General features: G+C 65.8%; 28 protein-coding genes. 17 read left to right on the top strand and 11 right to left on the bottom strand.

The genetic code is table 11. The annotated features are described in order from the left end of the window. The first annotated feature begins 20 nt into the window (after positions 1-20). Genes pdhA through ACP4XC_RS19115 form a run of 3 tightly spaced genes read left to right on the top strand, consistent with a single transcriptional unit; the run spans position 21 to position 3849 of the window. Positions 21-1256: a pyruvate dehydrogenase (acetyl-transferring) E1 component subunit alpha gene (gene pdhA, locus ACP4XC_RS19125; protein ID WP_427172290.1), complete on the top strand. Its 1236-nt coding sequence runs from the start codon at positions 21-23 to the stop codon at positions 1254-1256. After that, entirely contained in the window at positions 1253-2365 is a 1113-nt protein-coding gene (locus ACP4XC_RS19120; RefSeq protein WP_427172289.1) for an alpha-ketoacid dehydrogenase subunit beta, read from the top strand. Before pdhA ends, ACP4XC_RS19120 begins: the two co-directional genes overlap by 4 nt. Positions 2366-2367: 2 nt before the next feature. Further along, a complete protein-coding gene (locus ACP4XC_RS19115) occupies positions 2368-3849 on the top strand; it encodes a dihydrolipoamide acetyltransferase family protein (protein ID WP_427172288.1) in 1482 nt (493 codons plus the stop codon). Between the two features lie 75 nt (positions 3850-3924). Here the strand turns inward: ACP4XC_RS19115 and ACP4XC_RS19110 are convergent, their stop codons facing one another. Further along, positions 3925-4530, bottom strand: coding sequence for a YdcF family protein (locus ACP4XC_RS19110; protein WP_427172287.1), 606 nt, complete (start codon positions 4528-4530; stop codon positions 3925-3927). Positions 4531-4839: 309 nt separating this feature from the next. Here ACP4XC_RS19110 and ACP4XC_RS19105 point away from each other — a divergent pair, with 309 nt between their 5' ends. The 6 genes from ACP4XC_RS19105 to ACP4XC_RS19080 all read left to right on the top strand — a co-directional run bounded on the left by ACP4XC_RS19105 (position 4840) and on the right by ACP4XC_RS19080 (position 8709). After that, positions 4840-5655, top strand: coding sequence for an MBL fold metallo-hydrolase (locus tag ACP4XC_RS19105; RefSeq protein WP_427172286.1), 816 nt, complete (start codon positions 4840-4842; stop codon positions 5653-5655). A 104-nt stretch (positions 5656-5759) separates the two neighbouring features. Beyond that, positions 5760-6338, top strand: a complete 579-nt coding sequence (locus ACP4XC_RS19100) for a DUF6919 domain-containing protein (RefSeq protein ID WP_427172285.1) — start codon at positions 5760-5762, stop codon at positions 6336-6338. A gap of 99 nt (positions 6339-6437) precedes the next feature. Further along, entirely contained in the window at positions 6438-6584 is a 147-nt protein-coding gene (locus tag ACP4XC_RS19095) for a hypothetical protein (RefSeq protein WP_427172284.1), read from the top strand. Between the two features lie 10 nt (positions 6585-6594). Beyond that, positions 6595-6738 (top strand): hypothetical protein, encoded by a 144-nt coding sequence (locus ACP4XC_RS19090; RefSeq protein WP_427172283.1) that lies wholly within the window; start codon positions 6595-6597, stop codon positions 6736-6738. Between the two features lie 628 nt (positions 6739-7366). Further along, entirely contained in the window at positions 7367-7984 is a 618-nt protein-coding gene (locus ACP4XC_RS19085; protein WP_427172282.1) for a TasA family protein, read from the top strand. Positions 7985-8064: 80 nt separating this feature from the next. Then, on the top strand, positions 8065-8709 hold the full coding sequence (locus tag ACP4XC_RS19080; RefSeq protein ID WP_427172281.1) for a signal peptidase I: 645 nt from the start codon (positions 8065-8067) through the stop codon (positions 8707-8709). A gap of 560 nt (positions 8710-9269) precedes the next feature. On the opposite strand, the gene ACP4XC_RS19075 is transcribed toward ACP4XC_RS19080, so the two are convergent. From ACP4XC_RS19075 to ACP4XC_RS19060, 4 genes are all read right to left on the bottom strand, one after another. Next, complete coding sequence (locus ACP4XC_RS19075) at positions 9270-9722, bottom strand: MarR family winged helix-turn-helix transcriptional regulator (RefSeq protein ID WP_427172280.1); 453 nt, start codon at positions 9720-9722, stop codon at positions 9270-9272. A gap of 137 nt (positions 9723-9859) precedes the next feature. Continuing rightward, positions 9860-10456 (bottom strand): DUF3618 domain-containing protein, encoded by a 597-nt coding sequence (locus ACP4XC_RS19070; protein ID WP_427172279.1) that lies wholly within the window; start codon positions 10454-10456, stop codon positions 9860-9862. Further along, entirely contained in the window at positions 10453-10884 is a 432-nt protein-coding gene (locus ACP4XC_RS19065; protein ID WP_427172278.1) for a phage holin family protein, read from the bottom strand. Before ACP4XC_RS19065 ends, ACP4XC_RS19070 begins: the two co-directional genes overlap by 4 nt. Then, complete coding sequence (locus ACP4XC_RS19060; RefSeq protein WP_427172277.1) at positions 10881-11915, bottom strand: hypothetical protein; 1035 nt, start codon at positions 11913-11915, stop codon at positions 10881-10883. Before ACP4XC_RS19060 ends, ACP4XC_RS19065 begins: the two co-directional genes overlap by 4 nt. A 248-nt stretch (positions 11916-12163) precedes the next feature. On the opposite strand from ACP4XC_RS19060, the gene ACP4XC_RS19055 reads away from it, so the two are divergent. Then, positions 12164-12394, top strand: coding sequence for a zinc-ribbon domain-containing protein (locus ACP4XC_RS19055; RefSeq protein WP_427172276.1), 231 nt, complete (start codon positions 12164-12166; stop codon positions 12392-12394). A gap of 9 nt (positions 12395-12403) precedes the next feature. Here ACP4XC_RS19055 and ACP4XC_RS19050 read toward each other — a convergent pair whose 3' ends face one another. The 3 genes from ACP4XC_RS19050 to ACP4XC_RS19040 all read right to left on the bottom strand — a co-directional run bounded on the left by ACP4XC_RS19050 (position 12404) and on the right by ACP4XC_RS19040 (position 14424). Beyond that, positions 12404-13228 (bottom strand): sulfurtransferase, encoded by an 825-nt coding sequence (locus tag ACP4XC_RS19050; RefSeq protein ID WP_427172275.1) that lies wholly within the window; start codon positions 13226-13228, stop codon positions 12404-12406. A gap of 529 nt (positions 13229-13757) precedes the next feature. Continuing rightward, entirely contained in the window at positions 13758-14150 is a 393-nt protein-coding gene (locus tag ACP4XC_RS19045; protein ID WP_427172273.1) for a hypothetical protein, read from the bottom strand. A 16-nt stretch (positions 14151-14166) separates the two neighbouring features. Beyond that, positions 14167-14424 carry a hypothetical protein gene (locus ACP4XC_RS19040; protein ID WP_427172272.1) on the bottom strand — a complete coding sequence of 86 codons (258 nt, stop codon included), beginning with the start codon at positions 14422-14424 and terminating at the stop codon, positions 14167-14169. 247 nt (positions 14425-14671) lie between these two features. On the opposite strand from ACP4XC_RS19040, the gene ACP4XC_RS19035 reads away from it, so the two are divergent. Continuing rightward, positions 14672-15427 carry a TetR/AcrR family transcriptional regulator C-terminal domain-containing protein gene (locus ACP4XC_RS19035; RefSeq protein WP_427172271.1) on the top strand — a complete coding sequence of 252 codons (756 nt, stop codon included), beginning with the start codon at positions 14672-14674 and terminating at the stop codon, positions 15425-15427. Here ACP4XC_RS19035 and ACP4XC_RS19030 read toward each other — a convergent pair. Next, complete coding sequence (locus ACP4XC_RS19030; protein WP_427172270.1) at positions 15424-16158, bottom strand: GAF and ANTAR domain-containing protein; 735 nt, start codon at positions 16156-16158, stop codon at positions 15424-15426. The two genes, ACP4XC_RS19035 and ACP4XC_RS19030, sit on opposite strands and share 4 nt — an antisense overlap. A 356-nt stretch (positions 16159-16514) precedes the next feature. Here ACP4XC_RS19030 and ACP4XC_RS19025 point away from each other — a divergent pair, with 356 nt between their 5' ends. The 3 genes from ACP4XC_RS19025 (at position 16515) to ACP4XC_RS19015 (ending at position 18901) form a co-directional block, all read left to right on the top strand. Next, complete coding sequence (locus tag ACP4XC_RS19025; RefSeq protein WP_427172269.1) at positions 16515-17786, top strand: MinD/ParA family ATP-binding protein; 1272 nt, start codon at positions 16515-16517, stop codon at positions 17784-17786. Positions 17787-17966: 180 nt separating this feature from the next. After that, positions 17967-18569 (top strand): hypothetical protein, encoded by a 603-nt coding sequence (locus ACP4XC_RS19020; RefSeq protein WP_427172268.1) that lies wholly within the window; start codon positions 17967-17969, stop codon positions 18567-18569. Further along, positions 18500-18901: a hypothetical protein gene (locus ACP4XC_RS19015; protein WP_427172267.1), complete on the top strand. Its 402-nt coding sequence runs from the start codon at positions 18500-18502 to the stop codon at positions 18899-18901. The genes ACP4XC_RS19020 and ACP4XC_RS19015 overlap by 70 nt, the downstream gene beginning before the upstream one ends. 149 nt (positions 18902-19050) lie before the next feature. On the opposite strand, the gene ACP4XC_RS19010 is transcribed toward ACP4XC_RS19015, so the two are convergent. After that, positions 19051-19227, bottom strand: coding sequence for a CsbD family protein (locus tag ACP4XC_RS19010; protein ID WP_427172266.1), 177 nt, complete (start codon positions 19225-19227; stop codon positions 19051-19053). A gap of 264 nt (positions 19228-19491) precedes the next feature. Here ACP4XC_RS19010 and ACP4XC_RS19005 point away from each other — a divergent pair, with 264 nt between their 5' ends. Next, the gene (locus ACP4XC_RS19005; RefSeq protein ID WP_427172265.1) at positions 19492-20709 is read left to right on the top strand and encodes an MFS transporter; all 1218 of its coding nucleotides are present in this window, start codon (positions 19492-19494) and stop codon (positions 20707-20709) included. On the opposite strand, the gene ACP4XC_RS19000 is transcribed toward ACP4XC_RS19005, so the two are convergent. Continuing rightward, positions 20687-21847 (bottom strand): flavin-containing monooxygenase, encoded by a 1161-nt coding sequence (locus ACP4XC_RS19000; RefSeq protein ID WP_427172264.1) that lies wholly within the window; start codon positions 21845-21847, stop codon positions 20687-20689. The genes ACP4XC_RS19005 and ACP4XC_RS19000 overlap by 23 nt on opposite strands. Before the next feature lie 84 nt (positions 21848-21931). Here ACP4XC_RS19000 and ACP4XC_RS18995 point away from each other — a divergent pair, with 84 nt between their 5' ends. Beyond that, positions 21932-22612 carry a TetR/AcrR family transcriptional regulator gene (locus ACP4XC_RS18995; RefSeq protein ID WP_427172263.1) on the top strand — a complete coding sequence of 227 codons (681 nt, stop codon included), beginning with the start codon at positions 21932-21934 and terminating at the stop codon, positions 22610-22612. Between the two features lie 117 nt (positions 22613-22729). Then, positions 22730-23500: a hypothetical protein gene (locus ACP4XC_RS18990; RefSeq protein WP_427172262.1), complete on the top strand. Its 771-nt coding sequence runs from the start codon at positions 22730-22732 to the stop codon at positions 23498-23500. Positions 23501-23515 lie beyond the last annotated feature (15 nt).

The following is a 23515-nucleotide window of genomic DNA, read 5'->3' as shown; positions in this document are numbered from 1 at the left end:
GGCTATAGAAGGACGGACCAATGACGATCTCCGCGGACCATGATGCGCCTGGGCAGGTAGCTCCCCAGCAGGCTGCATCAGAGCACGTGACAGAAGGCGCCGCCGCCGAGGCCGTGCGCAAGTTCGGCATCACGGTGGAGGACTACATGCTGCCCGCCAGGCATCCGATCCAGATCGTGGACCAGGACGGCAGCTTGAACCCCCACACCGAGCAGGGCGCCCAGCCGGGCCACGAATACGCTCTGCCCGGCGACGCCCAGCTGCTGGCCGCGTACGAGCAGCTCGTCATCGGACGGCGCGTCAATGACCAGAACTCGGCACTAGTCCGGCAAGGCCGCATGGCCGTCTACCCTTCCAGCCACGGTCAGGAGGCCTGCCAGGTGGCGGCCGCCCTGTGCCTGTCCGACGGCGACTGGATGTTCCCCACCTACCGCGACTCCGTGGCCGTGATGGCCCGGGGCGTGGATCCCGTCCAGACCATGACGCTCTTCCGCGGCGACTGGCACAGCGGCTACGACCCCGCCAAGCACAAGGTTGGCATCCAATGCACGCCCCTCACCACTCAGCTGCTCCACGGCGTCGGGGTGGCCCACGCCGCCAAGCTGCGCGGCGAGGACACCGTGGTCCTCGCCATGTGCGGCGACGGCGCCACCAGCGAAGGGGACTTCCACGAGGCCCTGAACTTCGCCGCCGTTTTCCACCTGCCCGTTGTCTTCTTCGTCCAGAACAACCAGTACGCCATCTCCGTGCCGCTGGCCCACCAGTCGGTGGCGCCGTCGCTCGCGCACAAGGCCGTGGGCTACGGGATGGCCGGCGAACGGGTGGACGGCAACGATGTCGTCGCCCTGCTCGCCGTGTTGGACCGGGCCGTCAAGCTGGCCCGCGAAGGCTCCGGCCCCCTCCTGGTGGAGGCCCACACCTACCGCATGCAGGCGCACACGAACGCCGACGACGCCACCCGCTACCGCCAGGACAGCGAAGTGGCGCAGTGGGTGGCCAAGGATCCGCTGAAGCGGATGAAAACGTACCTCACGGACCGCGGACTCCTGGACGACGACGGCGCCGCCCGGATCGTCGAAAAAGCCGAGGCAGTGGCCACCCAGCTCCGCGAAGGCCTGGGGGAGGACGTCCCCGTGGATCCCCAGGATCTCTTCCGCTACGTGTTCTCCACTCCCACGCCCCAACTGAAGGAACAGTCCGCCATGCTCGCCGACGAACTAGCCCGCGACGCACACACCGGAGAGGCCGCAAAATGAGCCCCACCCTCACCACCTCCTCCGAGGCAAACGGCAACGTCAGCGCCGCAACCGCCCGCGCCGCCGCAAAGGCAGCCGCATCGGCCGAAAAATCCGGCCCGCAGACCGTCACGCTGGCCAAGGCACTGAACACCGCAATGGCGGACGCGATGCACGCCGACCCGTCCGTGCTGGTGTTCGGCGAGGACGTCGGCCTGCTCGGCGGCGTCTTCCGCATCACCGACGGGCTCACCAAGACCTTCGGCGAGACCCGCTGCTTCGACACCCCGCTGGCCGAGTCCGGCATCGTGGGCATGGCCGTTGGCATGGCCATGAACGGCATGCGCCCGGTGATCGAGATGCAGTTCGACGCCTTCGCCTACCCGGCCTTCGAACAGATCGTCAGCCACGTGGCCAAGATGCACAACCGCACCAAGGGCGCCGTTAAACTGCCCATGGTCATCCGCGTCCCGTACGCCGGCGGGATCGGGGGAGTGGAGCACCACTGCGATTCCTCCGAGTCCTACTACGCCCACACAGCCGGCCTGAAGGTCTTCACTCCGGCCACTGTGGCGGACGGCTACCGCATGCTCCGGGAAGCCATCGACTCCGATGACCCCGTGATGTTCATGGAACCCAAGAAGCTCTACTGGTCCAAGGACCTGGTGGACCTGGAAGCCCTCCGCGCCGAGCACGAATCGAACACCAAGCACGGGAGGTCCTCGGAAGGCCGCGCCGCCGTCGCCCGCCCCGGGACCGATGCGACGCTTATCGCCTACGGACCATCGGTGCCGACGGCGCTGGCTGCCGCCGCCGCAGCCGCGGAGGAGGGACGCTCGCTGGAAGTGATCGACGTCCGCTCCATCGTTCCGTTCGACGACGAGACCGTCTGCGCCTCCGTCCGCAAGACCGGCCGGGCAGTTGTCATCGCCGAGGCCCACGGCTTCGCCTCGGTGTCCTCCGAGATTGTGGCCCGGGTCCAGGAACGCTGCTTCCACTACCTCGCCGCGCCCATCCGCCGCGTCACCGGTTTCGACGTGCCCTACCCGGCGCCGAAGCTCGAGCACTACTACCTGCCCGGCGTGGACCGCATCCTCGACGCCGTCGACGACCTCCAGTGGGAAGACTGATCATGAGCGAACCGAAAGTATTCCTCCTTCCGGACCTCGGCGAAGGCCTCACCGAGGCCGAACTGGTGAACTGGCTCGTCGCCGTGGGCGATGAAATCCGTGTGGACCAGCCCATCGCCGAAGTCGAGACCGCAAAGTCCATGGTGGAGGTGCCCTCACCGTATGCAGGCACCGTCGCCGCTCTGCACGGCGAGCCAGGACAGACGCTCGACGTCGGAAAGCCACTCATCTCCGTGACACCCGCCGGAGCTATGGAGGCAGTGGCTGCCGAAACCGGGCCTGCTGAGAATGGGAAGGTTGAGCCCGTCGAAAAGCCTGAAGCCGAGACCACCGCTGCTGAAACGTACCGCGAGGAAGAAAAGGCGGGCTCGGGCAATGTGCTTATCGGCTACGGGACGCCCGGTGGCGCCGGCACAGCCCGGCGCACCAGGGCGCGGAAGATTCACGCCGGACTGTCGGTGATCGAGCCTGCCGAAACCGAGCAGCCGGAGACACCGGATGTGGACCTTTCGATGCTTCGCACCCGGGTTCCGGGGAAGCTTGGCGCGGTGATCTCCCCGCTGGTGCGCAAGATGGCCCGAGATCATGGGATTGACTTGGGTGGACTTCAGGGCTCGGGCACCAGCGGGCTGATCATGCGCAAGGACGTCGAGGAGGCCATCAAGCCAGGCCCGGCGGTTGAGCCCGTCGAAGCCCCGCGCAAGGTGGTCCGGTCCGTGGAGCCCACTTGGACTTCACGATCCGAAATTGACGCCCGCACCGGGCTGGGCATTGTGGGACGGGTCCCGGTCCGGGGCGTCCGCAAGGCTGTTGCCGCGAACATGTCCCGCAGCCGCTCCGAAATTCCGGAAGCCACGGTGTGGGTGGACGTTGATGCGACGGCGCTGGTGGAGATGCGTGCCGCACTGAAGAAGTCCGATCCGAACAACACCCCGGGATTGTTGGCTTTCATTGCCCGCTTCGTCACCGCAGGGTTGAAGAAGTTCCCGGAATTGAACTCCAGGATCGTCACCACCGAGGACACCGCTGGCGGGGAAATGCAGGAGATTGTCGCGTTCAGCGGCGTCAACCTCGGCTTCGCGGCCCAGACGGACCGCGGTCTGATGGTGCCTTCGGTGCGGAACGCCGACAAGCTCAGCGCCCGTGAACTGGACGCGGAGATCCGCCGCCTTACCGCCGTCGTGCGCGACGGCAAGGCCACCCCCACCGAACTGGGCAGCGGGACGTTCACGCTGAACAACTACGGCGTGTTCGGCGTGGACGGCTCAGCGGCGATCATCAACCACCCCGAGGTCGGGATCCTGGGCGTGGGGCGCATCATCGAGAAGCCTTGGGTGGTGGACGGCGAACTGGCTGTCCGCAAGGTCACCGAGCTAACGCTCACGTTCGATCACCGCGTTTGTGACGGAGCAGCGGCCGGCGGCTTCCTCCGTTACGTTGCCGATGCGATGGAGAACCCTGGATCTGTGTTGGCGGACATCTGAGCTAACCACTACTTGACGCTGCGAATGGAGTGAGACGGTGCGCCGGCAATTTGTGGCGACCATACGACGGCTTCCTCAGCAGCCCGGGTTGACGGCAACCTTGACGAACGCCGCTGACTGGTACATGTACTGGTAAATCCAGGAACCCGTGAAGTCTGAAGCGGAAAATAGGGGCAAGCGTCTCCGGTCGGCAACCATGGTCAGGTCGCCCGCGTAGCACCGGTCCAAGATGACTCGGGCTCGGGCCAAGTGGAACTGGGCCGTGAGCACGTCGGCGCTCCTCCACCCATACCTTAAGGACAGATCACTGAGCGCGCGGGCCTCCCCTTGCGTGGTGAACGGTTCGGGGTTGAAACATATGACTCTATATGGGCGATTCGAGCCACATATTGGGGCGTCGAACCGGCCATCCTTCCCCAACGGAACTGAGACGGCTAGCGTCGGTGCGTACCCCTGCTTCATGAGCTCTTCCGCGTGCTCCATTCGCTGGTCGGGCGGGCCGAGCACGAACAACACATCCGCGTGCTTCGGGCTGTCAGCCTGTGGGGCTACGTAAAGAAAAAGGCCAGCTACGGCCCAAACGATAAGAAGCGTGGCAACGGCACTGACAGTCTTCAGGAACCAACGCGTGCTTTTCTGTGAGGGAGCCAGAGTTTCGAGAAGATGCGTACTGGTCATCATGCCGTCCTCCAGCCTCTTGGGAAAATGAGCGGCGACGCTGCACTAGCTCCGAATTTACCCGCTTAAGGGGCGGCGGTCGAAACCCGAATCATCGAAAGTATCGCGGACGGGCTGTTGTTTAGTGACCATGGCCACTTCATAAGCACCTAGGCGTTTCGCCAGGGTTACCGAGGTAAGCCACTCCGCGAATGTCTCGCGCTCCCGTCCAACGCGATGAAACCCGCCCCCGGCCTCGCGGATAAGTGCAGTCGTGATCGGTAGAATCGAGGCCTGAAGTTAGCAAGTACTCGCCGGAACAACGGAGAAATAATGTCACGATGGCTTGAGGTTGGCCCCAACAATTATGTGCTGGCCACCCAAGGTTCACTGCTGAACACCGGCCTGGTTGTTGGAACAGAACGCGCCATGGTGATCGACACCGGCGGCGGCCCCCGGCAGGGTCACGAGATCCTTGGGGCTGTGCGCGAAAAGACCCAGTTGCCCCTCGTGGTGGTCAACACTCACGCCCACTACGACCACTTCTTCGGCAACGCCGTCTTTGCAGACGATGGGGTCACCGAGTTCTATGCCCACCAGAACTGTGCGGCGGAAATCGAGGAGAACGGTGACCGCCAGCGCCGCATGGTCGCCTCGGCCGAGCCGGAAATGGCGGCCGGCGAGGGCGCGGAAGCGGAGCTTGTGGTTCCCAACGCAATCGTGAAGGACCAGCCTGTCCTGGTGGACCTTGGCGGTCAGACCGCCACCCTGTTCTACCTGGGCCGCGGCCACACCGACGGCGATCTCCTTGTGGGCACCCCCACCACGTTGTACGCCGGGGACCTCGTGGAGCAGGGCTCGCACCCCTCCTTCGAAGATTCCTACCCCGAGGATTGGGCCGATGCGCTGCGGCACCTCTCCGCGCTGCGGCACCGCTACGAATTCCTGGTTCCGGGCCACGGCAACCCCTGCAGCGACCAGTTCGTCAAGACCATGGCCAACACCATGAGCACAGCCGTCCGCCAGGCCATCCAGTCCATCCGTGATACTCCCAGCGACGCCACCAAGGCCATCCCGGTGCTGCCCTACGGCCCTGAACAGTCGCGGTGGTTCATCAAACGCCTCCAGGAGACCCGCGCGCAGCACTAGGTGGAAGCGCGGACCCATGGTCGCCTGACAAAAAGTGATAGCGCACAAAGCTCGAGGGTCTGCCCCGAGGTGGTATATCTTCAGGAAGCGAGTAACCGGAACGGATGGGGTGGGCTGTGTTTGAAGATGTGCCTGATGAGGATGCTTGGCGCAATTGCACCACGCTGGAGGGTGCCTGCGAACTGACGGCCCGGTGGCTTGAAGGAAGCTTCAGGTATGTCCCGGGATACCGGGTACAACAGCCAGCGGGGCAGCCCGGCCCCATGAGCCAGGCTCTGGCCGACATCAACAGGCTTGGCTTCCTCACCGACGACTCACAGCCCGGCGCCGCAATTTCCGGGGGCTACGGTCAGCGGGCCTTCGTTACAGGCCGCTGTTCCGAGCAGAGCGCTGCAACGATTTCCGCACTGCTCGTTGAAACGGAACTGGTGGTTCTTGTGTTTCCTCCGGGCGAATCGGGGAGCGGGCAGATCTGCGTGACGCTCGAGGCCGACAGGGAGTTCACCTGGCTTGGAAGGTCGGGGGGTCCGTCCTACTCCCTCGAGGCTTACAGCGACTGGAGCAATGAAACGCTTGCAAAGGCCCTGGTGGATTGCTTTGAACTGCAGATTTTCGACCCAGTCTGGGGCCGGAACAGCAAGCTTATGCCAGCGCTCCAAGCCGCGCTCGCCGCCGTCGGGTAAAAACAAGTACTCGGCTGAGCCCAACCCGAGTGGTCGGAGCGACATAGGCAGGTAGTGACCACTCTGGGACTAGGAGCCCTCCGCTCTTAGCGTAGGTGCATGATAACCGCCATTAGAGAAGCCATCCGACGCTTCGTGGCAAGGAACATCGTTGCCGATGACCCCTACCCCGTCCGTTCCTGGCTTGACCAGCAGAGCATGCCGCCCGAACCGGCCGCCGAGGTTCTTCACAGCATGCGCGGGTAACATCCGGCGCATGAGGAAATACAAGCGCGGTGTGAATGGACTGGACTCCCGGCGTGAACTGCGGAGGCGACGTCTCCAAGTCCTGACCCGCATTGGGCTTGCGGTGCTGGCCCTCGCCACCGCCGTCGTCGTTGTGATTGCTTTGCAACGCTAAAGCCCGCAGCCACGCCACCGCGGAGTTGGACACGATCGCCTACCCGTGGGTAGGGTGGTGAGCAGTCCGTGGGGGACCTGAATTTAGCAGCTGACGTTAAGCCGGATCTGTAGCGGGCCTGAGCCGAACGCGACGACGCATCCCGGAGGTATCCATGACACCCAGCGAGTATGTCCTTTCCTTGACCGCTCTAATGATCAGCCTCCTTGTTCCTTTCACCCTCCTATACGGCATTCTCCAGCTGAAGCGTGCCCAGGCGAAGCCAGTTCCCGTAAGGATCCGTAAGTAGTGCCCTACGTAGACATCAACCCGCACCGCTCCGGCCCGAAGTGGCCCCGTTACGCACTACTGGCGGTGTTGCTGGCCGTGACCGTGGGGGTTGTGGCCGCCGCCCTGATGAGGTTCTAGGACGGACGAAGTACCACGGCACCGATTCTCTTCCCTTTAGTCCCTGAGGTATGAGCCCTGTCCGATCCTGGCGCTGATCGGAGGACCAAGTCTTGACCGAATCTTGAGCCTATGCGTAGTCGACCTTTGATGACAGCACGGCAATGTTGGCACGGCTGGCCGACGGGGCCAGTAGTCAACGGCCCGCGTGACGCGGTCCCTTTCACGGAAATGGAAGCTCATGGGTCTCAGCCTGACAACCACCACCGGTAGAGTTCTTGCTTCCCTCACCCTCGTTGGCGCGGCTGCCGGCGTGGCAGGCATGGGTACTTACGGTGCCTTCGTGTCCAGCACTTCGGCCAACACCAACATTGCATCAGGTACGGTCAACATCGCTCTGGGCGCCACGGGTGCTGCCAACCGCCTTAGCGTGGCCGCTTCAGGCCTGGTACCTGGGGACACCGTGCAGCGCGCGCTGACGTTGACCAACGGCGCTGGCAACCAGGGTCTGGCCGGGATCACCCTCTCCACAACGGCGCCCACCTCCTCCAAGCTGGACACCGACGCGGGCGGCCTCCAGTTGTCTATTGACAGTTGCTCAACCGGCTGGGTCGAGGCGGGCACGGCACCTGCCTACACCTACACTTGCTCGGTGACCACTACGCAGGTTCTGGCCCCGCGCCCTGTCATCGGGTCCGCAATGCCCCTGACCAATCTCACCTCCTTGGCGGCAAACAAGACCGACAACCTTCGGGTCACGCTGTCCCTGCCTTCCGCTGCGGATAACGGATTTCAGGCGCAGTCCAGCACAATAGCCTTGGACTTCACGGGCACGCAGCGCTCCGGCACTAACCAGTAATCAACCCACCAACCAGTCCTCCGCCGCATCCCTTGAGCAGGGAGGCGGCGGAGGGTACTCGTCGAAACGGAAGTGCCGCCATGACCGCCTCGCTGGTTAGAGACCTTCGGCAGCCGCACACCCCGGCCGCACCTTCTGTCGGCCGCCAGCGCGCCCGCAGGTCAGATACCGGGATGAAGGTGATGGTTCGGCTGGCCAAGCTAGCGGCGACGGCGACGACGCTGGCCGCTGTTGCTGTGTTCCTATTCCTTGCCGTGGGTCCCAGGGTGCTGGGCTACCAGACCATCACGATGCTGACCGGGTCAATGTCTCCACTGATTAGTCCCGGGGATGTTGTGGTCACAGTCCCAACCCCCGTCAATGCGCTGAAGACCGGGGACATCATCACGTACCGGATCCCGGTTGACGATCACCGTGTGGAAACGCATCGAGTCGTGAAGATCATGCGCAATGCGGACGGCACCACGACGGTGCAAACCAAGGGGGACGCGAACAACACGGAAGATCCGTGGACCGCAACGCTGCAAGGCGAATCAATCGACGTCCACACCGCCACCATCCCCTACCTTGGCGCGGCCATCAGGACCCTCCGCGACCCGGTTCTGTTGAACACTCTGATGTACGGAGCGCCGGCTGTTTTGGTCGTTATGCTTCTGGACACGATCTGGAGGAAGCCCCCGACAAGAGGGACGGCGGCCGCGAAAGTGCCCGCGGGTGGAGAATAGCCGCGTAACCCTGCCAAGCCAGATCGAGGACGCAGAAGTGAGAGGAAGACCCGACCTTGTGCGTGAGCCCCTGAGCCGACCCGGGGTGATGCCGTCTGGCTTCGCGCGCGCCGCGGCGTTCCTGACCGCGCTGACGGTGCTTGTGATCACTGCCGGCGTTGCCCAGGCTGCTTTTATTGGGAGTGCGGGTGGCAGGATGAGCACTTCCACGCTTAGCCTGGTTGTGCCGGTGGGAGCAACCGCTACGGCAACCTGTGTTGGACGAACCCTCACTATCAGAGTCACCCAGAATGGTTCAGTCCCGGGCGCGAACTCTTTCCGCTTAGAAGTAACGAACACCGGAGGACCCGTGGCCACCGTCGACACCGCCGTGGGAACTGGCGGCGCGTATACGGCTACTCTTACAGGCCCGAAAGTAACGTGGACATACCAGGTCAGGGGCCTGTACACCGTAAACGCCGGCAACATCTGGATTGGGCAGCCGTTCTTATTCCCGACAATATCCTGCTAGACGAGTCTCACGAAGCAACGCACTTGCCTTACTGCCCGGATTGGCACCCTCAGGCATGCCTGGCGCGGTCTTCGCCCTCCATCAAATGGTCGATATGCCGGGAGAGGTGGCGCCTGAGTTCGGCCTCCGCGGCCGCATCCGGGCGCGGGATTCCCCGCACCAGCTCGTCCGCGGTGCGCAGCACGGACCTGCCGCGCTGGGTGAGCCGGATGCTCCTGCACCGGCCGTCCACGGAGCCCCGCTCCTTGGTCAACAGGCCCAGTTCCTTAAGCCGTTCCAGCACCTTCCCCAGGCTCTGGGGCGTGACGCCCAGCTGATCAGCCAGGCCGCTTTGCGTAAAGGGCCCCGTCTCCGCCACCGAGTCCAGGGCATCGAAGGATGCCTTGGTGAGTCCGAGGCCCGAGAGGCAGCGGTTGATCCTGCGTTCATCCAAGCGGGCCGCCGTCGAGAGCAGCCGGTGGGTTGACCAGTGGTCCGGTTTCTTTCCATTAGCCCAAGCCATGTGTTGAAATTCGTCCTTCCGGGACAACCGCGTCTGGGGCACGGTGGTGCGATCGCCGCGGGCCGTTCCAGCCGTCCAACGGCAAGGCAGCCCCGCCAAAACGGCGGAGCGGCCTCCCTCAACTCAACTCATCACGATCACGCCTGCTGGACGTTGTCCCGGGCATCCTCTGCCCGGTACCGGACGTCCTCCACGGCATTCTGGCCTTCGCCCTTGACGTGCTCCGTGGCGTCGGCCGCGGTTGCCTTGACGTTCTCCATGGCCTCCTGCGCCGGCGCCTTCAGCCCCTGCGCCAGATCCTTGGCGGCGTCGGTCAGCTCCGTGGTCATGGGCTCAGCCGCCGTCTTGAGTGCATCGGCCGCCTCGCGTTCCTTGTCGCTGGCCGGAATCAAGGACGACACCAGCAGGCCGGCGCCGAAAGCGATCAGGCCCGCGGCGAGCGGGTTGCCCTGCGTCTTGGTCTTCACCTGCTGCGGTGCGTCCCCGATAGCCGAACCGGCGTCGCTAAAAGCCTGCCCGGCGCCGTCGGCCCCTGAATGGACACCGGCGCTGGCGTGGTGGGCAGATCCCATAACTTTCTCCTTCGCGCCAAAGACCGCGTCCCTGACTTTGTCGGTCTGCCGCTGCACGATGTGCGACGGCGTCACCTTGTCCGCCACGGCGTCGACGTTGGTGCCGAGCCGCATACGGGTTGCTTCAATGTCGGCGCGGATAGCGTCCGGGTTTTCGGTCATCGTGTTTCCTCGCTCGGCTTGAGGGTGGGGGGAATTTCCTGAAGGGTCTCAACGGTCTGGGGCATGCCCTTGATGGCGCTCAGCTCCTTGCGTCCCATGGACGCCAGGACGGCGGCAATGATGCCCCAAATAACGGCGACGACGACGGCGGACCAGCCCAGCCCCATCACCGTACCCAGCGCCCACCAAAGCGCCAGGGACAGGAAGAGGAGGACAAAATGGCCCGCCACGCCCGCGCCGGCCAGCATGCCACCGCCCTTCCCGGCCCGCGTGCCCGTCTGCTTGAGCTCCGCCTTGGCCAGTTCCACCTCCTGGCGCATCAGCGTGGAGAGGTCACGGGTGACTTCGCCCAGGAGATCTCCCAGGGAGGTGGTCTCGGCCTTCACATGCGCTTCCGCGTGGGGTGCCTCGGGTATGTGGTGACTCACTGGCCGCGCTCCTCGCTACCGGGGAAGGGGCTGTTGCCTTCCAGGGCGTCGTCCCGCAGGTTCTCCCGCAGGGCCTCGCGGTTGTACTGGTCCTCGTTGTACTCGCGCAGGGAGGTCTCTCCGGCGGTTCCGCCGGGAAGCGTCTGAGCGGATGAGGGGTAGGACCCGCCTGCCACCACGGGCTCATCGAAGAAGGTGTCTCCGGCGCCGGCGGCAATCACGGTTTCCTGTGCGGGCAGCTGGGTTGCCTGGGGTGCGGCGGTGCGGGGCGTGGTGCCGGTGGTGCGGGCGCTGGTGCCGGTACTTGACTCGGGAGCGCCTGCGCTCAGGCTGCGGGCAAGCCGTCCGGCCAGGATGCCGGCTCCGGCAGCCACCAGCAGGAAGGTGCCGGGACGCTGGCGGGCGAAGGACTTGGCCTCGTCCAGGAGCGAACCCGGATCGCGGCCCTCAAGCCACGACGCGATGGACGCCGAACGGTCGGCTGCCTGGCGGACCAGGTCGGTGGCGACACCGGGCTGATCGGAGGCATTGGCCATGGTGCGCAGTTCCCCGGAAATGGAGTGGAGGCCCTGGGCCACCTTCTGCTGCTGGGTCCCGGCCTGTTCGGTCAGGTCCGACTTCGCCTGGTACAGGAGATCCTTGGCGTTCGACTTTGCCTCGGCGGCAACGTTTCCGGCCTCGGCCTTGGCCGTCTGGGCCACCTGCTGCGCGGAGCCGGCTGCCTGGTGGGCAACATCCTTGGCTTCACTCGTGGCGGTGTCCGTCTTGGACGGGGCTGAGCAGCCTGAGGCCGGCTGGGCGGGCTGGTAGGCGGGCGGCGCCGTCTCGGTTATGGGGTACTGCGTGACCGGAACGTCAGCGGGCGCATATTCGGTGTCCGCGTATTCGGCGTCCGCGTATTTGGCGTCCGGAAAGTCTGTTTCGGGCACAATGTCTGTTTCCGGTGCGGCGGAGGCGTAAGGATCCGTGGTCTGGTACGTGGCCGGGAAAGCCCCGCGGCTTCCGTCTTTGGGCCATTGGTTCTCTGTCATCTTCGCTCTCTTTCCAAGAAGGTCAGCTGCTGATCAAGAACCAGCACTGCTGGCTCCCCAATAGTAAGCATGATTACTAATGAATAGTAAGTACCCTTGCTAATTATTTTCGACGACGGCGGTTTGGCTGGGTGCTTCGGTTGGGTTCCGGCGCGGGATCTGGAGGCTCCGAATGGGGCGGATTCCGGCGGTCTCAGCTATCCTAAGCTTGCTTACTAAATTAGTGCGAGCAGTGGAAAGGGGGAGGCATGCTCATTCTCTTCGGCGTAAGGACGGTCCTGAGGGCATTGCCCGGCCGGGCCACAACCTGCAGGCGCTGCGGGCTCTTTGCGGAACATCTTCTGGAGGAGAGGGCCACCAAATTCAGCGTGTTCTTCATCCCCATCTTCACCTTGTCCAAGGACTACCGCATCACGTGCACCAACTGCGGCGAGCGTTCCGCGCTCTCCCGGCGCGGGATGAAGTCCCTTTCACGCTAGGCCTGGTGCTCAGGCGGTCTCGACCGGCCTGTCAGTAGCGTGTCCATATTGGGACCAGCCGCCGACGAACAGCTGGCCCCTGCCCAGCCCCAGGTGCTCCATGACAAGCAGGTTGTGGCAGGCCGTGACGCCCGATCCGCAATAGGCAATGGTGTTCTCGCCGGAGACGACTCCGGCACGCTCAAAGTTTTCGCGGAGGTGTTGGGCTGGCAACAGTCGTCCTGTTGAGTCGAGGTTTTCCCGGCAGGGGACATTCACTGCGCCGGGAATGTGGCCGGGGCGGGGGTCGATGGGGTCCTGGCGTCCCTCGAACCGGTCGCGATTCCGTGCGTCCATGACCTTGTATTTATCCGAGGACGACGCGGAGATGTCCGCAAGCAGCGCCTGGGGCCACGCCTGAGCCGGGAAGTGGGCACTCAACCTTGTCGAAGCCGTTGTGGCCAGGACCCCTGGATAGCTGGCAATTCCGCCGTCAAGGACGGCGGCCTTGCGACCCAGCGAGCGAAGCATCCATACGAGTCGGGCCGCGATGACGCCCCCTGCGTCGTCATAGGCGATCACCACGTCGGAGTCGCTAATGCCGGTTTCGCACATCCCGCTCGCAAAAACCCGGGCATGGGGCAGCGGGTTCCGGCCGGCTTCTTTCGAGGCCGGCCCGGAGAGGTGCTGGTCCATGTCGACGAAGACGGCACCGGGGATATGGCCGGCGTGGTAGGCGTCCTTTCCCGAGGCGCCGTCCAGATACCAGCGGGTATCGGCCAGAACGATGTCCGCAAGATTGTTGGCGCACCAGGCCCAGCCGACGAAGGGCTGCAGGTTGGAATAACCACTCATGCTTCGGAGTCTAAGGGCAAAATTCACATGTTGAGATGGTCATCTCAGGATGTGAGCGGAGCGGGCGCTAGGGTTTCACCATGATGTTCGAAACCGACAGATTGATGGCCCGCCATTTTGGAACGGCGGATCTTGACGAATTCGCCGAACTTTGCGCGGACGAGGAGGTCATGCGGTTTGTGGGTGAGGGCCGGTCTCCGCGACAATCGATCCCAGGAACGAGCAGTCCAAGCGCGTCGCGGCCAAACTCGGGATGACGGAAACTCCGCCGGCCAGCAACGCCGTGAGCCTCTGGACTGCGACACCCTGGGACCTGATGCCATGGGCACGCGTGGGGAACATCCCCGCCGGGAGTGAGTCTCCCCCGGGTGTGAGTCCGGGCCCGGCGTAAGTCTCCGCCGCCGTCGTGCCTTGGAAGAGCCCGAAGCGGAAGAAGCCGGAACGTCAAAGCCGGTGTGCCAGCCAGCCCCCAAGGCTGGCCGGCGCACCGGCTTCTTCCGTGCTTATGTGATGAAGTTTAGGACGCGGCCTAAAGGCCGTGCAGCTCGACGTGCGGCTGGCGGAGCGGCGGTTCTTTGCTGCTCTGCGGCTGGAAGGGAAGTTCCATCTGGAATCCGCAGGCGCAACGCCGCACCCTGGTCTGAAGGTAGGCAGCAAGGCCCGAATCGGGGACGCCGGCGTCCGCTGTGGCCGCTTCTGTGGATGAGTCCGAGAAGAGACGGGTGAGCTCCGGTTCCACCATTTTCATGGGCTCGCCGCAGTGCATGGGCTCGCCGCAGTGCATGGGCTCGCCGCCCATGGTGTCGCTTTTCGTCGCCCCTTTGGCGGCAGCCTGGGAGGCGGCGCTATTGAGGAGCAGGTGCTCGTCGCTGAACGCGACGTCCGGGTGCATTGGGAGGGCGAGCTTTCGAGTGGTCTTCATTTTCTTGCCCGGGCCCCTAGACCAGGTCCGGGTAGGAGGCAAGAATGTAATCCGCCGCGGCCGGACCGGTCATGCGAAGGCCATTGGTTGAGGGGCGGATGCGAAGGTTCCGCATGGCTGTCCAGAAGATGGAGCCGGGTTCCGGGCTGGATTGGTTGAGCAGGCACCAGCTGGTGTACAGGCCATACAGCTGGTCTTTCCTGAGTGATGAGTGTCCATCCGCGGCTGGACTGGTAGCTTCAGTGAGGAAGCGGTTGAATTGTGAAACGGCCATGACTGGCTCTTTTCCATGCTGTGCATTTTGTGCCGCCATTCGGCTACAGCGGCTGCTCTCCAAAACCCGTGCACTGGGTCAAGGTGTGTTTCCCGCACTCTGGTCCCCACTGGAGTGCCTGTTTTGTGAGCGTAAACGAGACCGCTCTACAACGTAGACTCTAGGCGTAGACTACGACTTAAGCAACAGTGGATCTTCCGCTGTACCTCAACTGGCGACGCTCACGTCAAGATGATGGACAAACAACATGGCCGCCCCGCAGGATGCTCCCACTACTCCCAACGCCGAGTCTGCCACCGGCTCGAACGCAAAGAAACGCTTGAGTCGTGAGGTGGTCTTGCAAGCTGCGCTGGAGCTTGTGGACGACGAGGGACTGGCGGCGCTGACCATGCGCAGGCTGGGGCAGGTGCTGGGCCGCGACCCCATGGGCCTGTACCGATACGCGGAGAACCGGGCGGCGCTGCTGGACGGCGTCACCGAGCTAGTCCTGGCCGAACTGAAGATCTTCCCCGAAGACTCCGACTGGCAGGCCCAGCTGCGCCGAATCGCGCACGATCTCCGCCTGCTGGCGCTCCGGCACCCTAATGTGGTTCCGCTACTGGTCACCCGCCCGCTGTCCACGCCCTTGGGGCTGCGGCCGCTGGGCACCGTGCGGCCCCTCGAGCAGATCCTGGGGCTGCTGATCGATGCGGGATTCGCTCCGGCGGACGCCCTGCATGTGTACCGCGCCTACTACGCCTTCCTGTACGGGCACATCCTCAATGAGCTGCAGGAGTTCATTGTTGATCCCGAGGAAAACGAGGTTCTCCTGCGCCTGGGCCTGCACCGGCTTCCGGCGCGGGACTTCCCCCACCTGCGCGCATTGGCCCCCGTGCTGGTGGATTACGACGGCGAGGCCGAGCTTGACCAGGGCCTGAGCATTCTGCTCTCCGGGCTGGCGGCCCAGTTGAACGCTCCGGACCGTGGCCGCCCCTCAGGGCGGCTTGAGGTCAACGGCGGCTAGGGTTCAAAGTGCGTGCGGACGCCGCCGCCGGCCAGGTTGGCCAGCATTTCCTCGGCCACTTCGCGCAGTTTCTGGTTGCGGTGGCTGGAGACCTTGGTCAGGATGGCCATGGCCTCGGCCTGGGAGCAGCGGTTCTGTCCCATGATGACCCCGCAGGCAAGGTCGATGGAGGTCCTGCTCGCCATGGCCGCGGCGAGGTCGTCGGCCAGATTCTGGGCGGTGCCAAGCTTCACCGCGAGGCGCACGGCGCGGCCGGCGATGTCCGCGAACTCAGTGGCCTCCCGGATGATTTTTTCGGTGAAGACCCCTGAGCCGAATGCGAAGAAGTTCAAGGCGGCGGCTGAATCCTGATCGATTTCCAGGGGCACACCCAGGGTGGCGCGGCAGCCTTCGGCGATGAGCGCTTCCTGGTAATCCGGCCAGCGGGGGTCCTTGTAGACGTCGCCCAGCAGCACCGTTTCCTTGGATCGCAGGGCGGCGATGCAGGGACCGTCGCCGATGCGCTGCTCTATCTGGTCAAGGTGGACGGCTCGCGGGCTGCTCCCGGCCACGGTGGCCGTGCGCCGCTGGCGTTTGAGCGTGACGCCACACTCGATCTTGGTGGTGCTGTCCCGGCTGAGCGCTCCGGCAGCCATGACGGAGAGGCGCTCAAGGAATTCGGCAACATTCGCGCTGCCGATGATGAGGTCCTGCAGTTCAAGGACGCGGTCGCTCTCGGGGGAGGTGGGCATTCCTTAATGGTAGCGGCCAGCGTCCGGCGGGCGACTGGCGTGCCGCCGCGGGGTTGCCGCGGGCAGCTGGGGGGGCCGCCGTCGGGCAGCTGGCGAGGTTGCCGCGGGGGCCGCCGTCGGGCAGCCGGCGGGCCCAGAGTCCGGCAACGCGCGCGATAGCGCCTAGACTTGCTGTTTGACCGAAGCCATAAAGCGCCGCACGGCATTTTTGCCGTGAGTCCGGGGGGACAGACATGCCTGAATCGGCCGACCACAACGCACCAGCCACTGTAGAAAACGCAGGGCAGCCCCAGATGCGCCGACGCCGCGACCTTCGTCGCCCGGCCGGTCCCTCTTCGGACGCCCGGACAGGAACTATGCCCGCCGCAGCACCAAACACTGGCCGCACCGCCGCCGCTCCAACCCGGCGCGGCACCTGGGCCGAAGCCGCGGCGATTGCCGATGCGCAGGTTGAAGCGCAGCAGGAAGCGGCTCCCGTCCCGGCACGGGCAGCAACAGTCCAAGCCCAGCCTGAGAGGGCTCCGCTCGCAGCCCAGCCGGTGCCGGCGCAAGCCGAACCCGCTCCGGAGCCCGAACCCGCTCCGCCGGCACAGCCGGTATCAGCGCGCCGTGCCGTCCCCGCCGAACCCGACGCCCCGCCGTCGAACGTTCCTGCCTTTGACGCGGCGCCTGCGCGGCAGATGGCCGGCAGCGCCCCCATTGCCGACTTCACCAACTCGCCCGGCTCGTTCGTCCGCGAGCAGAAGCCCCGGCCGGTGGGCGGATTCCGCGGAGCCCTTTACAAGATGACCGGCGGGGCGCTCAACCTCGGCCCCGGCCCGCGGCAGCGCGAAGAGGACGAGCTGGCCCGGCGCATCTCCCGCCAGCTCCAGGGCAGCTACAACACCGCGGTGCTCAGCCTCAAGGGCGGCATCGGCAAGACCTCCACCACGGTGGGCGTGGGGCTGACCCTGGCCGAATTCCGCGGCGACGCCCCGTGTGCCATCGACGCCAACCCGGACTCGGGAGACCTCGTGGAGCGCGCCCTGGGCGAGGGCATCTACCAGCAGGCCAGCCCGCGCACCATCACGGACCTGCTCAAGAACATCGACTCCGTGGATTCCCTCACCGCGCTGGCCCGTTTTATGCACCACGCCGGCCGGCTGCACCTGATCGCGGGGGAGCAGGACCCGGAGGTCTCGGACTCGCTCACGGCCGAGGAATACCTGCGTATCCGCAAGCTCATCTCCGGCTACTACTCCGTGGCCCTGACCGACTGCGGCACCGGCGTCACCCACAACGCGATGAGCGGCATCCTGCAGTCCGCGGACAACCTGGTGATCGCCGCCGGGTATGCCGTGAGCGGCGCCAAGCGTGCCCGCAGCACCCTGCAGTGGCTGGCGCACCACGGCTACGAGGACCTGGCCCGGAACGCAATTGTGGTGATCACGGACAAGGACGAGGTCTCCTCGCGGGTGGACAAGGACGCGATCGAGGAGCACCTGTCGGGCCTGTGCCGTCAGCTGATCGCCGTCCCGCACGACCGCGGAGTGGCCGACGGCGACCTGGTCACACTCGACGTGCTGCGCCCAGAGACCCGGCGCGCGTACAAGGAGATCGCGGCGGCAATCGTGGACGGGTACGTCTAGGCCCGCTGCTTCCTCCCTCCGCCCACCCCCTCCCTCCCAGCCCCCCAACCCTCCCAACTAGCTCGCAATAGATGCCGTTATGGGCGCCCATAACGACATTAAGTGCGAGTCAGTTGGGCGGGGCGGGCATGGGCCTGTGGATAACTCTCCGCGGCCCCGCTGAATTTGCCACCATGAGGCATGAGGAACCCCCAGCCGCTGCCAAGCGACCTGAACCGTGCGCCGTTCACGTTCGGCGAAGCCGTCGAGGCGGGCGTGAGTATCCGGCGGCTACGGTACCGCGGCCTCGGCTCACCGGGCCGCGGGTTGAGGTCGCCGGGCACCCTGCTTGATTTCGAGCTGCCCCTGCAAGTCCGGCCGTATACCGTGGTCACGGCGTTCTCGGCGGCTTCGCACGCCACGGCTTTCCTGCTGTGGGATTTTCCAGGCTTCCTTCCCGGGAGCGACGACCCCAGGATTCACATCTCCCGCCCCGACACCATGGCGATTCCGCGGCGCAGGGGCGTGGCCGGGCATGTGGGACAGTTCTTCGACGACGAGATCACCAGCCTTGACGGCGTGCTCATCACCAGCCGGGCCCGGACGTGGCTCGATGTCTCGCGAAAGATGAGCATCGATGAACTGACCGTGGCGGCGGACCACCTGCTTCGAGTTCCCCGGCCCGGGTTTGAAGGACGGGAGGCGCCCATGCCACCCCCGAGCAACTGGCCGACATGCTGGACCGGCACAAGGGGACACCCGGCATTCAGAAGGCCCGGCTCGCACTCGAGCAGGCGCGAATAGGTGCCGACTCCGCCCCGGAAACGAGGCTTCGGCTCGCACTGGAGCGGGCGGGCCTGCCCGAAGCGCAACTGAATGTGCCCACGCTGCTTAGTGCCGGCGTCGTGCGTCAACCGGACCTGTCCTATCCCGAACACCGCGTCGCAGTGGAATATGAGGGCGACGGGCATTCCGAGCCCGCGCAGATCGTCAGGGACATTGCCCGCGAAGAGGACTACGCCAGCGCAGGCTGGTTCCTGGTCAGGCTCTCGAAGCGCCATATGACGCATGGCGCGCATTCGGCGGTGGCCAAAGTGAGCAGGGCGCTGCTGAGCCAGGGCTGGTCACCCAAGTAGCTCGCATTAGATGCCGTCATGGGCGCCCATAACGGCATCTAATGCGAGCTAGTTGGGCAAAGGAGGCGCGGCGGGGCGCTGGCGGTGCGTGCGGGTTAACCACAAAGGGTGCAGCCCCGGTTGGAGCTGCACCCTCGTTGTGTTCGCGGTCAGTCTTTCTTGAACGCGTCCTTGACCTTCTCGCCGGCCTGCTTCAGGTCGGCCTTGGACTGGTCGCCCTGGCCCTCGGCCTTCAGACCCGGGTCGTTGGTTGCTTCGCCAGCGGCTTCTTTGCCCTTGCCGCCGAGCTTCTCGGCAGTGTTGCCAATCTTGTCATCCAAACCCATGGTGCATCTCCCTACAGTTGGTTCCCGCCGGCGTACGTCGGCGGCTCACGGGGGCTGACCCTCAGTGATGTGAGGGCCTGCCTTCGTTCGCGGGGCCTAACCGCTGCCACCGCACATTCATCATTGTAAGTATGCTTAGCACTTCGAGTAAAGCCCTCCCCGGGTTTAAACCTCGGAAAGCGTGTCACGGCGCGGGTTTCGGCACGGCTTTGAGTTCAGCGCGAAGGGCGGCGAACGATGCCACGCATGCATAGGATGAAAGCGATGACCTCCGCCCAAACCACCACGCCTTTCAGCCTCCGCAGCATCGCCGTCCCCGCGTTCGGACCGGCGCTGCTCTTCTCCGTGGGCGAGGGCGCCATCCTTCCGGTGGTGGCACTCTCCGCCCGGGACCTCGGCGCCTCCGTGGCCCTGGCCGCGCTGATCGTCACGCTGATCGGGCTGGGCTCCTGGTTTTTCAACCTCCCGGCCTCCCTGATCACCCTGAAGTTCGGTGAACGCTGGTCCATCGTGGGGGCCGCCGCCGCCTCGGCCCTTGCATTGACGGCCGCCGGACTCTCCTCCGTGATTCCGAACGGCCTCTGGCTCCTGGCCGTGGCCATGGTGATCGTGGGCATGGCAGCCAGCGTCTTCAGCCTGGCACGGCAGAAGTACCTCACCGAGGCCGTCCCGGTGGAATTCCGGGCCCGCGCCCTGTCCACGCTGGGCGGCGTGAGCAGGATCGGCATTTTCATCGGCCCCTTTGCCGGTGCCGCCGTGATGCAGTTCGCGGGCATCAACGGCGCCTACTGGGTGGGCGTGGTGGCCATGGCGGCCGCCGCCATCCTCTCAGTCACCATCCCTGACCTGGTGGCAGGTCCGGGACGCGCGGCTCAAGCCCACGGCCCCGAACCCACCCTGCGCGGCGTTGCCGTGTCCCATGCCGGGGTGTTCCTGACCGTGGGGGCCGGCATCCTCCTGCTCAGTGCACTGCGCGCCTCCCGCCAGGTGGTCATCCCGCTGTGGGCCGACAACCTGGGCATGGACGCCACCCACGCCTCACTGATCTACGGACTCTCCGGCGCGATCGACATGCTGGTGTTCTACCCGGCCGGCAAGCTCATGGACCGCAAGGGCCGGCAATGGGTGGCCGTTCCGTCCACCGTGATCATGGGAGCGGCCCTGATGCTGATCCCGTTGACGGCTAACTTTGTGGGCCTGCTGCTCGCGGCCCTGCTGATCGGGTTCGGCAACGGCATCAGCTCGGGCCTGATCATGACCCTCGGCGCAGACTTCTCCCCGGACCGCGGACGCGGCCAGTTTCTGGGGCTGTGGCGCTTTATTGCCGACGCCGGCAGCACCGGCGGACCTGTGCTGCTCTCCGCAGTCACCGCCGCGGCCTCCCTCGGGGCCGGCGTCTGGGCCACCGGGGTGCTGGGGTTCGCGGCGGCGGCGGTGTTCGCCATCACCATCCCCCGGCTCAAGCACCGGCGGAACTACTAGAGGGAATTACGACGGCGGAGCTGCCGCGGAGTTGCCCGACGACGAAGGCCGCATCCCGGCCCACCCCGCCGATCAGCCCCGAAGTCAGTGCGTACTGGAACGGCATGCCCACAAAGTACAGTCCGGGCAGTTCCGGCACGACGCCGCGGCGGCTAACCGGCCAGCCCCACTCCGTCACCGGCAGGCCCTCGATCCAATTCAGCGACGGCGTGTAACCAGTGGCCCAGATGACCGTGCGCACACCCGGCGTTTGCGCGTCGGCCGCGGGGCCGACGTCGAACGCGGGACGCCCGTCCCTGGTGCCGGTCAAGCGCGGCAGCCGCACCACGCCGGCGCGGTCCAGGTCCTTAACGGAGATCCGGATCAGGGGTGCCCCGCGCTTGTGGAAGTTGGCGGCCACCTTCCGGCCCGGCGGCGTATCGGTGGTGAGCACCGAGTCGATGAGCCGCCAATATGCCCCTCCGGCATAACGCAATAGGGGATCGGGAATGTGCGGTGTGGGACGGCCGGCGATGAATGTCCGATGGGTGGCGGCCAACTCCAGCGCAATTTGGACCCCGGACGTTCCAGCGCCCACCACCAGCACGTCGCCCTCAGGAATATCGGCCGGGCGGCGGTACTGGGAACTGTGCAACTGGTGGATCCCGGGCTCGAGCTCGTGCGCCGCGGCCGGGATCCGGGGCAGCGCGTTGGCGCCGGCAGCCACAACGACGTTCCGTGCCCGGAGCGCGCCCGAGCCGGTGGCAACCTCGAAGCCGTCCGCCATCCGGCGCACGCTGGTGACGTGTACGCCTGTGCGCAGGGGCAGGTTGAAGTGCTCGGCGTAGCCTTCCAAATAGGCGGCCATCTCCTCCTTGGCGGGATAGGTGTCCTTGGGCGCGGGGAAGGGAAGCCCCGGCAGGCCGTCATGCTGCGCGGGCGTGAACAGCCGCAGCGAGTCCCACCGGCTCCGCCACTGGTCCCCGACACGGCCCGCGCCTTCGAGAATGGCGAAGCGGAGTCCCGTGGCGGCCAGGTGGTAGCCGGCGGCGAGTCCGGCCTGCCCGGCTCCGATCACCAGTGCATCGAACTGCTCAGCGTCCTCGAACTGCACTGCATCGAACTGCCCTGCATCGAACTGCTCTGCATCCTCGCTCATGATGACTCCCTTGACTCAGGTGCTGGGATGTTTCTCTATTTCACTAGAATAGCGTTCTAGTGAGTGGAGCGATAGTCTATTTTGATGCCGGCAACATCAAAATCCACAGCCCCCCAGGCATCCGGCCCCGGCGCCGCTGCAGCGGACCCGGCGCTTCCCAAGGCCAACCGCCGGGTGGCCCAGGCGGCCGACACCCGGGCCCATATCGTGGCCACCGCCGGGCGTCTCTTCGACGCGAACGGCTATGTCCGCACCACCATCGAGTCGGTTGCCGCCGAGGCCGGCGTTGCCCTGCAGACCGTCTACAACTCGGTGGGCAACAAGGCGGCGCTCCTCTCGGCCGTGTTGGATGCCGCTGCCTCCGGGCCCGGCGCCCGGCAAGTGCTGGAGCTGATGCAGGAACGCACCCGGAACGCCCCGGACCGCGGGGCCTTGATGGTGGTGCTCGCGGACTGGTTCGTCGAGGTGCATCAGCGCACCGGCCGGATCATGACTGTGATTTCACAGGCGGCCGCGGTGGACCCGGACGTTGCCGCGCTGGAGCAGCACCGGGCGCTTCAGCGGCTGGAGCGCTACCACGAGGCGGCCGCTGCTGTACGGGAGCGGGGCGGCCTCACCTCGGGCATGACCGACGGCGAGGCGGCAGCAGCCATCTGGTCATTGGGGCATCCGCAGACATTCCGGGCACTGGTGGGGTCCGCGGGCTGGACCGTTGAGGCGTACCGCGACTGGATCCTGCGGGCGCTGACGGCGGCGCTCGCCTAGCTGCTGCCTGGCTGCTCGCCCGGCTGCCGCCCCCGCTGCCCGCCCGCCATTGTTCCGGGCATTGTTCGGGGCTTCCGCCGCGCGTAGACTCGCGACCATCCGCTTGTGGAGGCCGCCATGAAGAAGCTCCCGGACCTGATCGCCGACGTCGAGCGGAACCCCCGGCTCCCGCCGGGACCCGAGGAACGGTTCGCCGGCTACGGCATCATGGGCGTGCCGTTCAGCTCCGGCCACGTCCTGGGGCTGCGGCGGTTCACCGCGTCCTCGGTGGGCCCCGGCTACACCTCCGTGTGGCTGCGCCGCCCCTCCGGCGCCTGGACCATGTACACCGACGCGGCGGCCGGCGTCGCATGCCCCCGCTACTTCGGGAGTGTCCTGGAGTCGGCGCCGGTCCGCAGCATCGCGGTCGACTGGCTTGATGACCACCGCTTCACCGTGACCATAGGAGAGGACGTCGGCCTCCGCTGGGAGGTGGTCCTGACGGCCAGCCCCATCACCCGGGTGATGTCCGCGGTTGCCAGCGCGGTGCCGGAGAAGCTGTGGCGCAGCCGCCCGTTCCTCAAAGCGATGGGGGCGGTGGCGGGACCTGTTCTGGGGGCCGGCCGGATCGGCCTCACCGGTCATGTGCCCAACCATCAGGGCTTCAGGGCCAACCCGAAGCGGATGTGGTTCATCAGCGAAAGCACGGCGAGCCTGAACGGCAAGGACCTTGGGCGCCTCCAGGCCCTGCCCGTCCAGACCCGCCTGGGCGACTTCTGGATTCCCCAGCGCGGGATCTTTATGATCGGGCAGACCGCCTTCGACACCTTCGACCCCGCGGTGCACCTGGCTGTGCTCGAGGGCGGCGCGCGCCCCGGGAGCGGGGACGGCGGCGGGGACGGCGCGTAAGCGCCATAGGGAACG

Origin of the sequence: Arthrobacter sp. 92 (assembly GCF_050260325.1) — a bacterium.
Classification (GTDB): Bacteria; Actinomycetota; Actinomycetes; order Actinomycetales; family Micrococcaceae; genus Arthrobacter.
This window is presented reverse-complemented; position numbering and strand designations above follow the sequence as displayed.

What these genes read in the sequence shown, in the direction of transcription:
- pdhA (WP_427172290.1), top strand. Translation starts at nt 21, where the DNA reads ATGACGATCTCCGCGGACCATGATGCGCCTGGGCAGGTAGCTCCCCAG.
- ACP4XC_RS19120 (WP_427172289.1), top strand. Translation starts at nt 1,253, where the DNA reads ATGAGCCCCACCCTCACCACCTCCTCCGAGGCAAACGGCAACGTCAGC.
- ACP4XC_RS19115 (WP_427172288.1), top strand. Translation starts at nt 2,368, where the DNA reads ATGAGCGAACCGAAAGTATTCCTCCTTCCGGACCTCGGCGAAGGCCTC.
- ACP4XC_RS19110 (WP_427172287.1), bottom strand. Translation starts at nt 4,530, where the DNA reads ATGATGACCAGTACGCATCTTCTCGAAACTCTGGCTCCCTCACAGAAA.
- ACP4XC_RS19105 (WP_427172286.1), top strand. Translation starts at nt 4,840, where the DNA reads ATGTCACGATGGCTTGAGGTTGGCCCCAACAATTATGTGCTGGCCACC.
- ACP4XC_RS19100 (WP_427172285.1), top strand. Translation starts at nt 5,760, where the DNA reads ATGGGGTGGGCTGTGTTTGAAGATGTGCCTGATGAGGATGCTTGGCGC.
- ACP4XC_RS19095 (WP_427172284.1), top strand. Translation starts at nt 6,438, where the DNA reads ATGATAACCGCCATTAGAGAAGCCATCCGACGCTTCGTGGCAAGGAAC.
- ACP4XC_RS19090 (WP_427172283.1), top strand. Translation starts at nt 6,595, where the DNA reads ATGAGGAAATACAAGCGCGGTGTGAATGGACTGGACTCCCGGCGTGAA.
- ACP4XC_RS19085 (WP_427172282.1), top strand. Translation starts at nt 7,367, where the DNA reads ATGGGTCTCAGCCTGACAACCACCACCGGTAGAGTTCTTGCTTCCCTC.
- ACP4XC_RS19080 (WP_427172281.1), top strand. Translation starts at nt 8,065, where the DNA reads ATGACCGCCTCGCTGGTTAGAGACCTTCGGCAGCCGCACACCCCGGCC.
- ACP4XC_RS19075 (WP_427172280.1), bottom strand. Translation starts at nt 9,722, where the DNA reads ATGGCTTGGGCTAATGGAAAGAAACCGGACCACTGGTCAACCCACCGG.
- ACP4XC_RS19070 (WP_427172279.1), bottom strand. Translation starts at nt 10,456, where the DNA reads ATGACCGAAAACCCGGACGCTATCCGCGCCGACATTGAAGCAACCCGT.
- ACP4XC_RS19060 (WP_427172277.1), bottom strand. Translation starts at nt 11,915, where the DNA reads ATGACAGAGAACCAATGGCCCAAAGACGGAAGCCGCGGGGCTTTCCCG.
- ACP4XC_RS19055 (WP_427172276.1), top strand. Translation starts at nt 12,164, where the DNA reads ATGCTCATTCTCTTCGGCGTAAGGACGGTCCTGAGGGCATTGCCCGGC.
- ACP4XC_RS19050 (WP_427172275.1), bottom strand. Translation starts at nt 13,228, where the DNA reads ATGAGTGGTTATTCCAACCTGCAGCCCTTCGTCGGCTGGGCCTGGTGC.
- ACP4XC_RS19045 (WP_427172273.1), bottom strand. Translation starts at nt 14,150, where the DNA reads ATGAAGACCACTCGAAAGCTCGCCCTCCCAATGCACCCGGACGTCGCG.
- ACP4XC_RS19040 (WP_427172272.1), bottom strand. Translation starts at nt 14,424, where the DNA reads ATGGCCGTTTCACAATTCAACCGCTTCCTCACTGAAGCTACCAGTCCA.
- ACP4XC_RS19035 (WP_427172271.1), top strand. Translation starts at nt 14,672, where the DNA reads ATGGCCGCCCCGCAGGATGCTCCCACTACTCCCAACGCCGAGTCTGCC.
- ACP4XC_RS19030 (WP_427172270.1), bottom strand. Translation starts at nt 16,158, where the DNA reads ATGCCCACCTCCCCCGAGAGCGACCGCGTCCTTGAACTGCAGGACCTC.
- ACP4XC_RS19025 (WP_427172269.1), top strand. Translation starts at nt 16,515, where the DNA reads ATGCCCGCCGCAGCACCAAACACTGGCCGCACCGCCGCCGCTCCAACC.
- ACP4XC_RS19020 (WP_427172268.1), top strand. Translation starts at nt 17,967, where the DNA reads ATGAGGAACCCCCAGCCGCTGCCAAGCGACCTGAACCGTGCGCCGTTC.
- ACP4XC_RS19015 (WP_427172267.1), top strand. Translation starts at nt 18,500, where the DNA reads ATGCTGGACCGGCACAAGGGGACACCCGGCATTCAGAAGGCCCGGCTC.
- ACP4XC_RS19010 (WP_427172266.1), bottom strand. Translation starts at nt 19,227, where the DNA reads ATGGGTTTGGATGACAAGATTGGCAACACTGCCGAGAAGCTCGGCGGC.
- ACP4XC_RS19005 (WP_427172265.1), top strand. Translation starts at nt 19,492, where the DNA reads ATGACCTCCGCCCAAACCACCACGCCTTTCAGCCTCCGCAGCATCGCC.
- ACP4XC_RS19000 (WP_427172264.1), bottom strand. Translation starts at nt 21,847, where the DNA reads ATGAGCGAGGATGCAGAGCAGTTCGATGCAGGGCAGTTCGATGCAGTG.
- ACP4XC_RS18995 (WP_427172263.1), top strand. Translation starts at nt 21,932, where the DNA reads ATGCCGGCAACATCAAAATCCACAGCCCCCCAGGCATCCGGCCCCGGC.
- ACP4XC_RS18990 (WP_427172262.1), top strand. Translation starts at nt 22,730, where the DNA reads ATGAAGAAGCTCCCGGACCTGATCGCCGACGTCGAGCGGAACCCCCGG.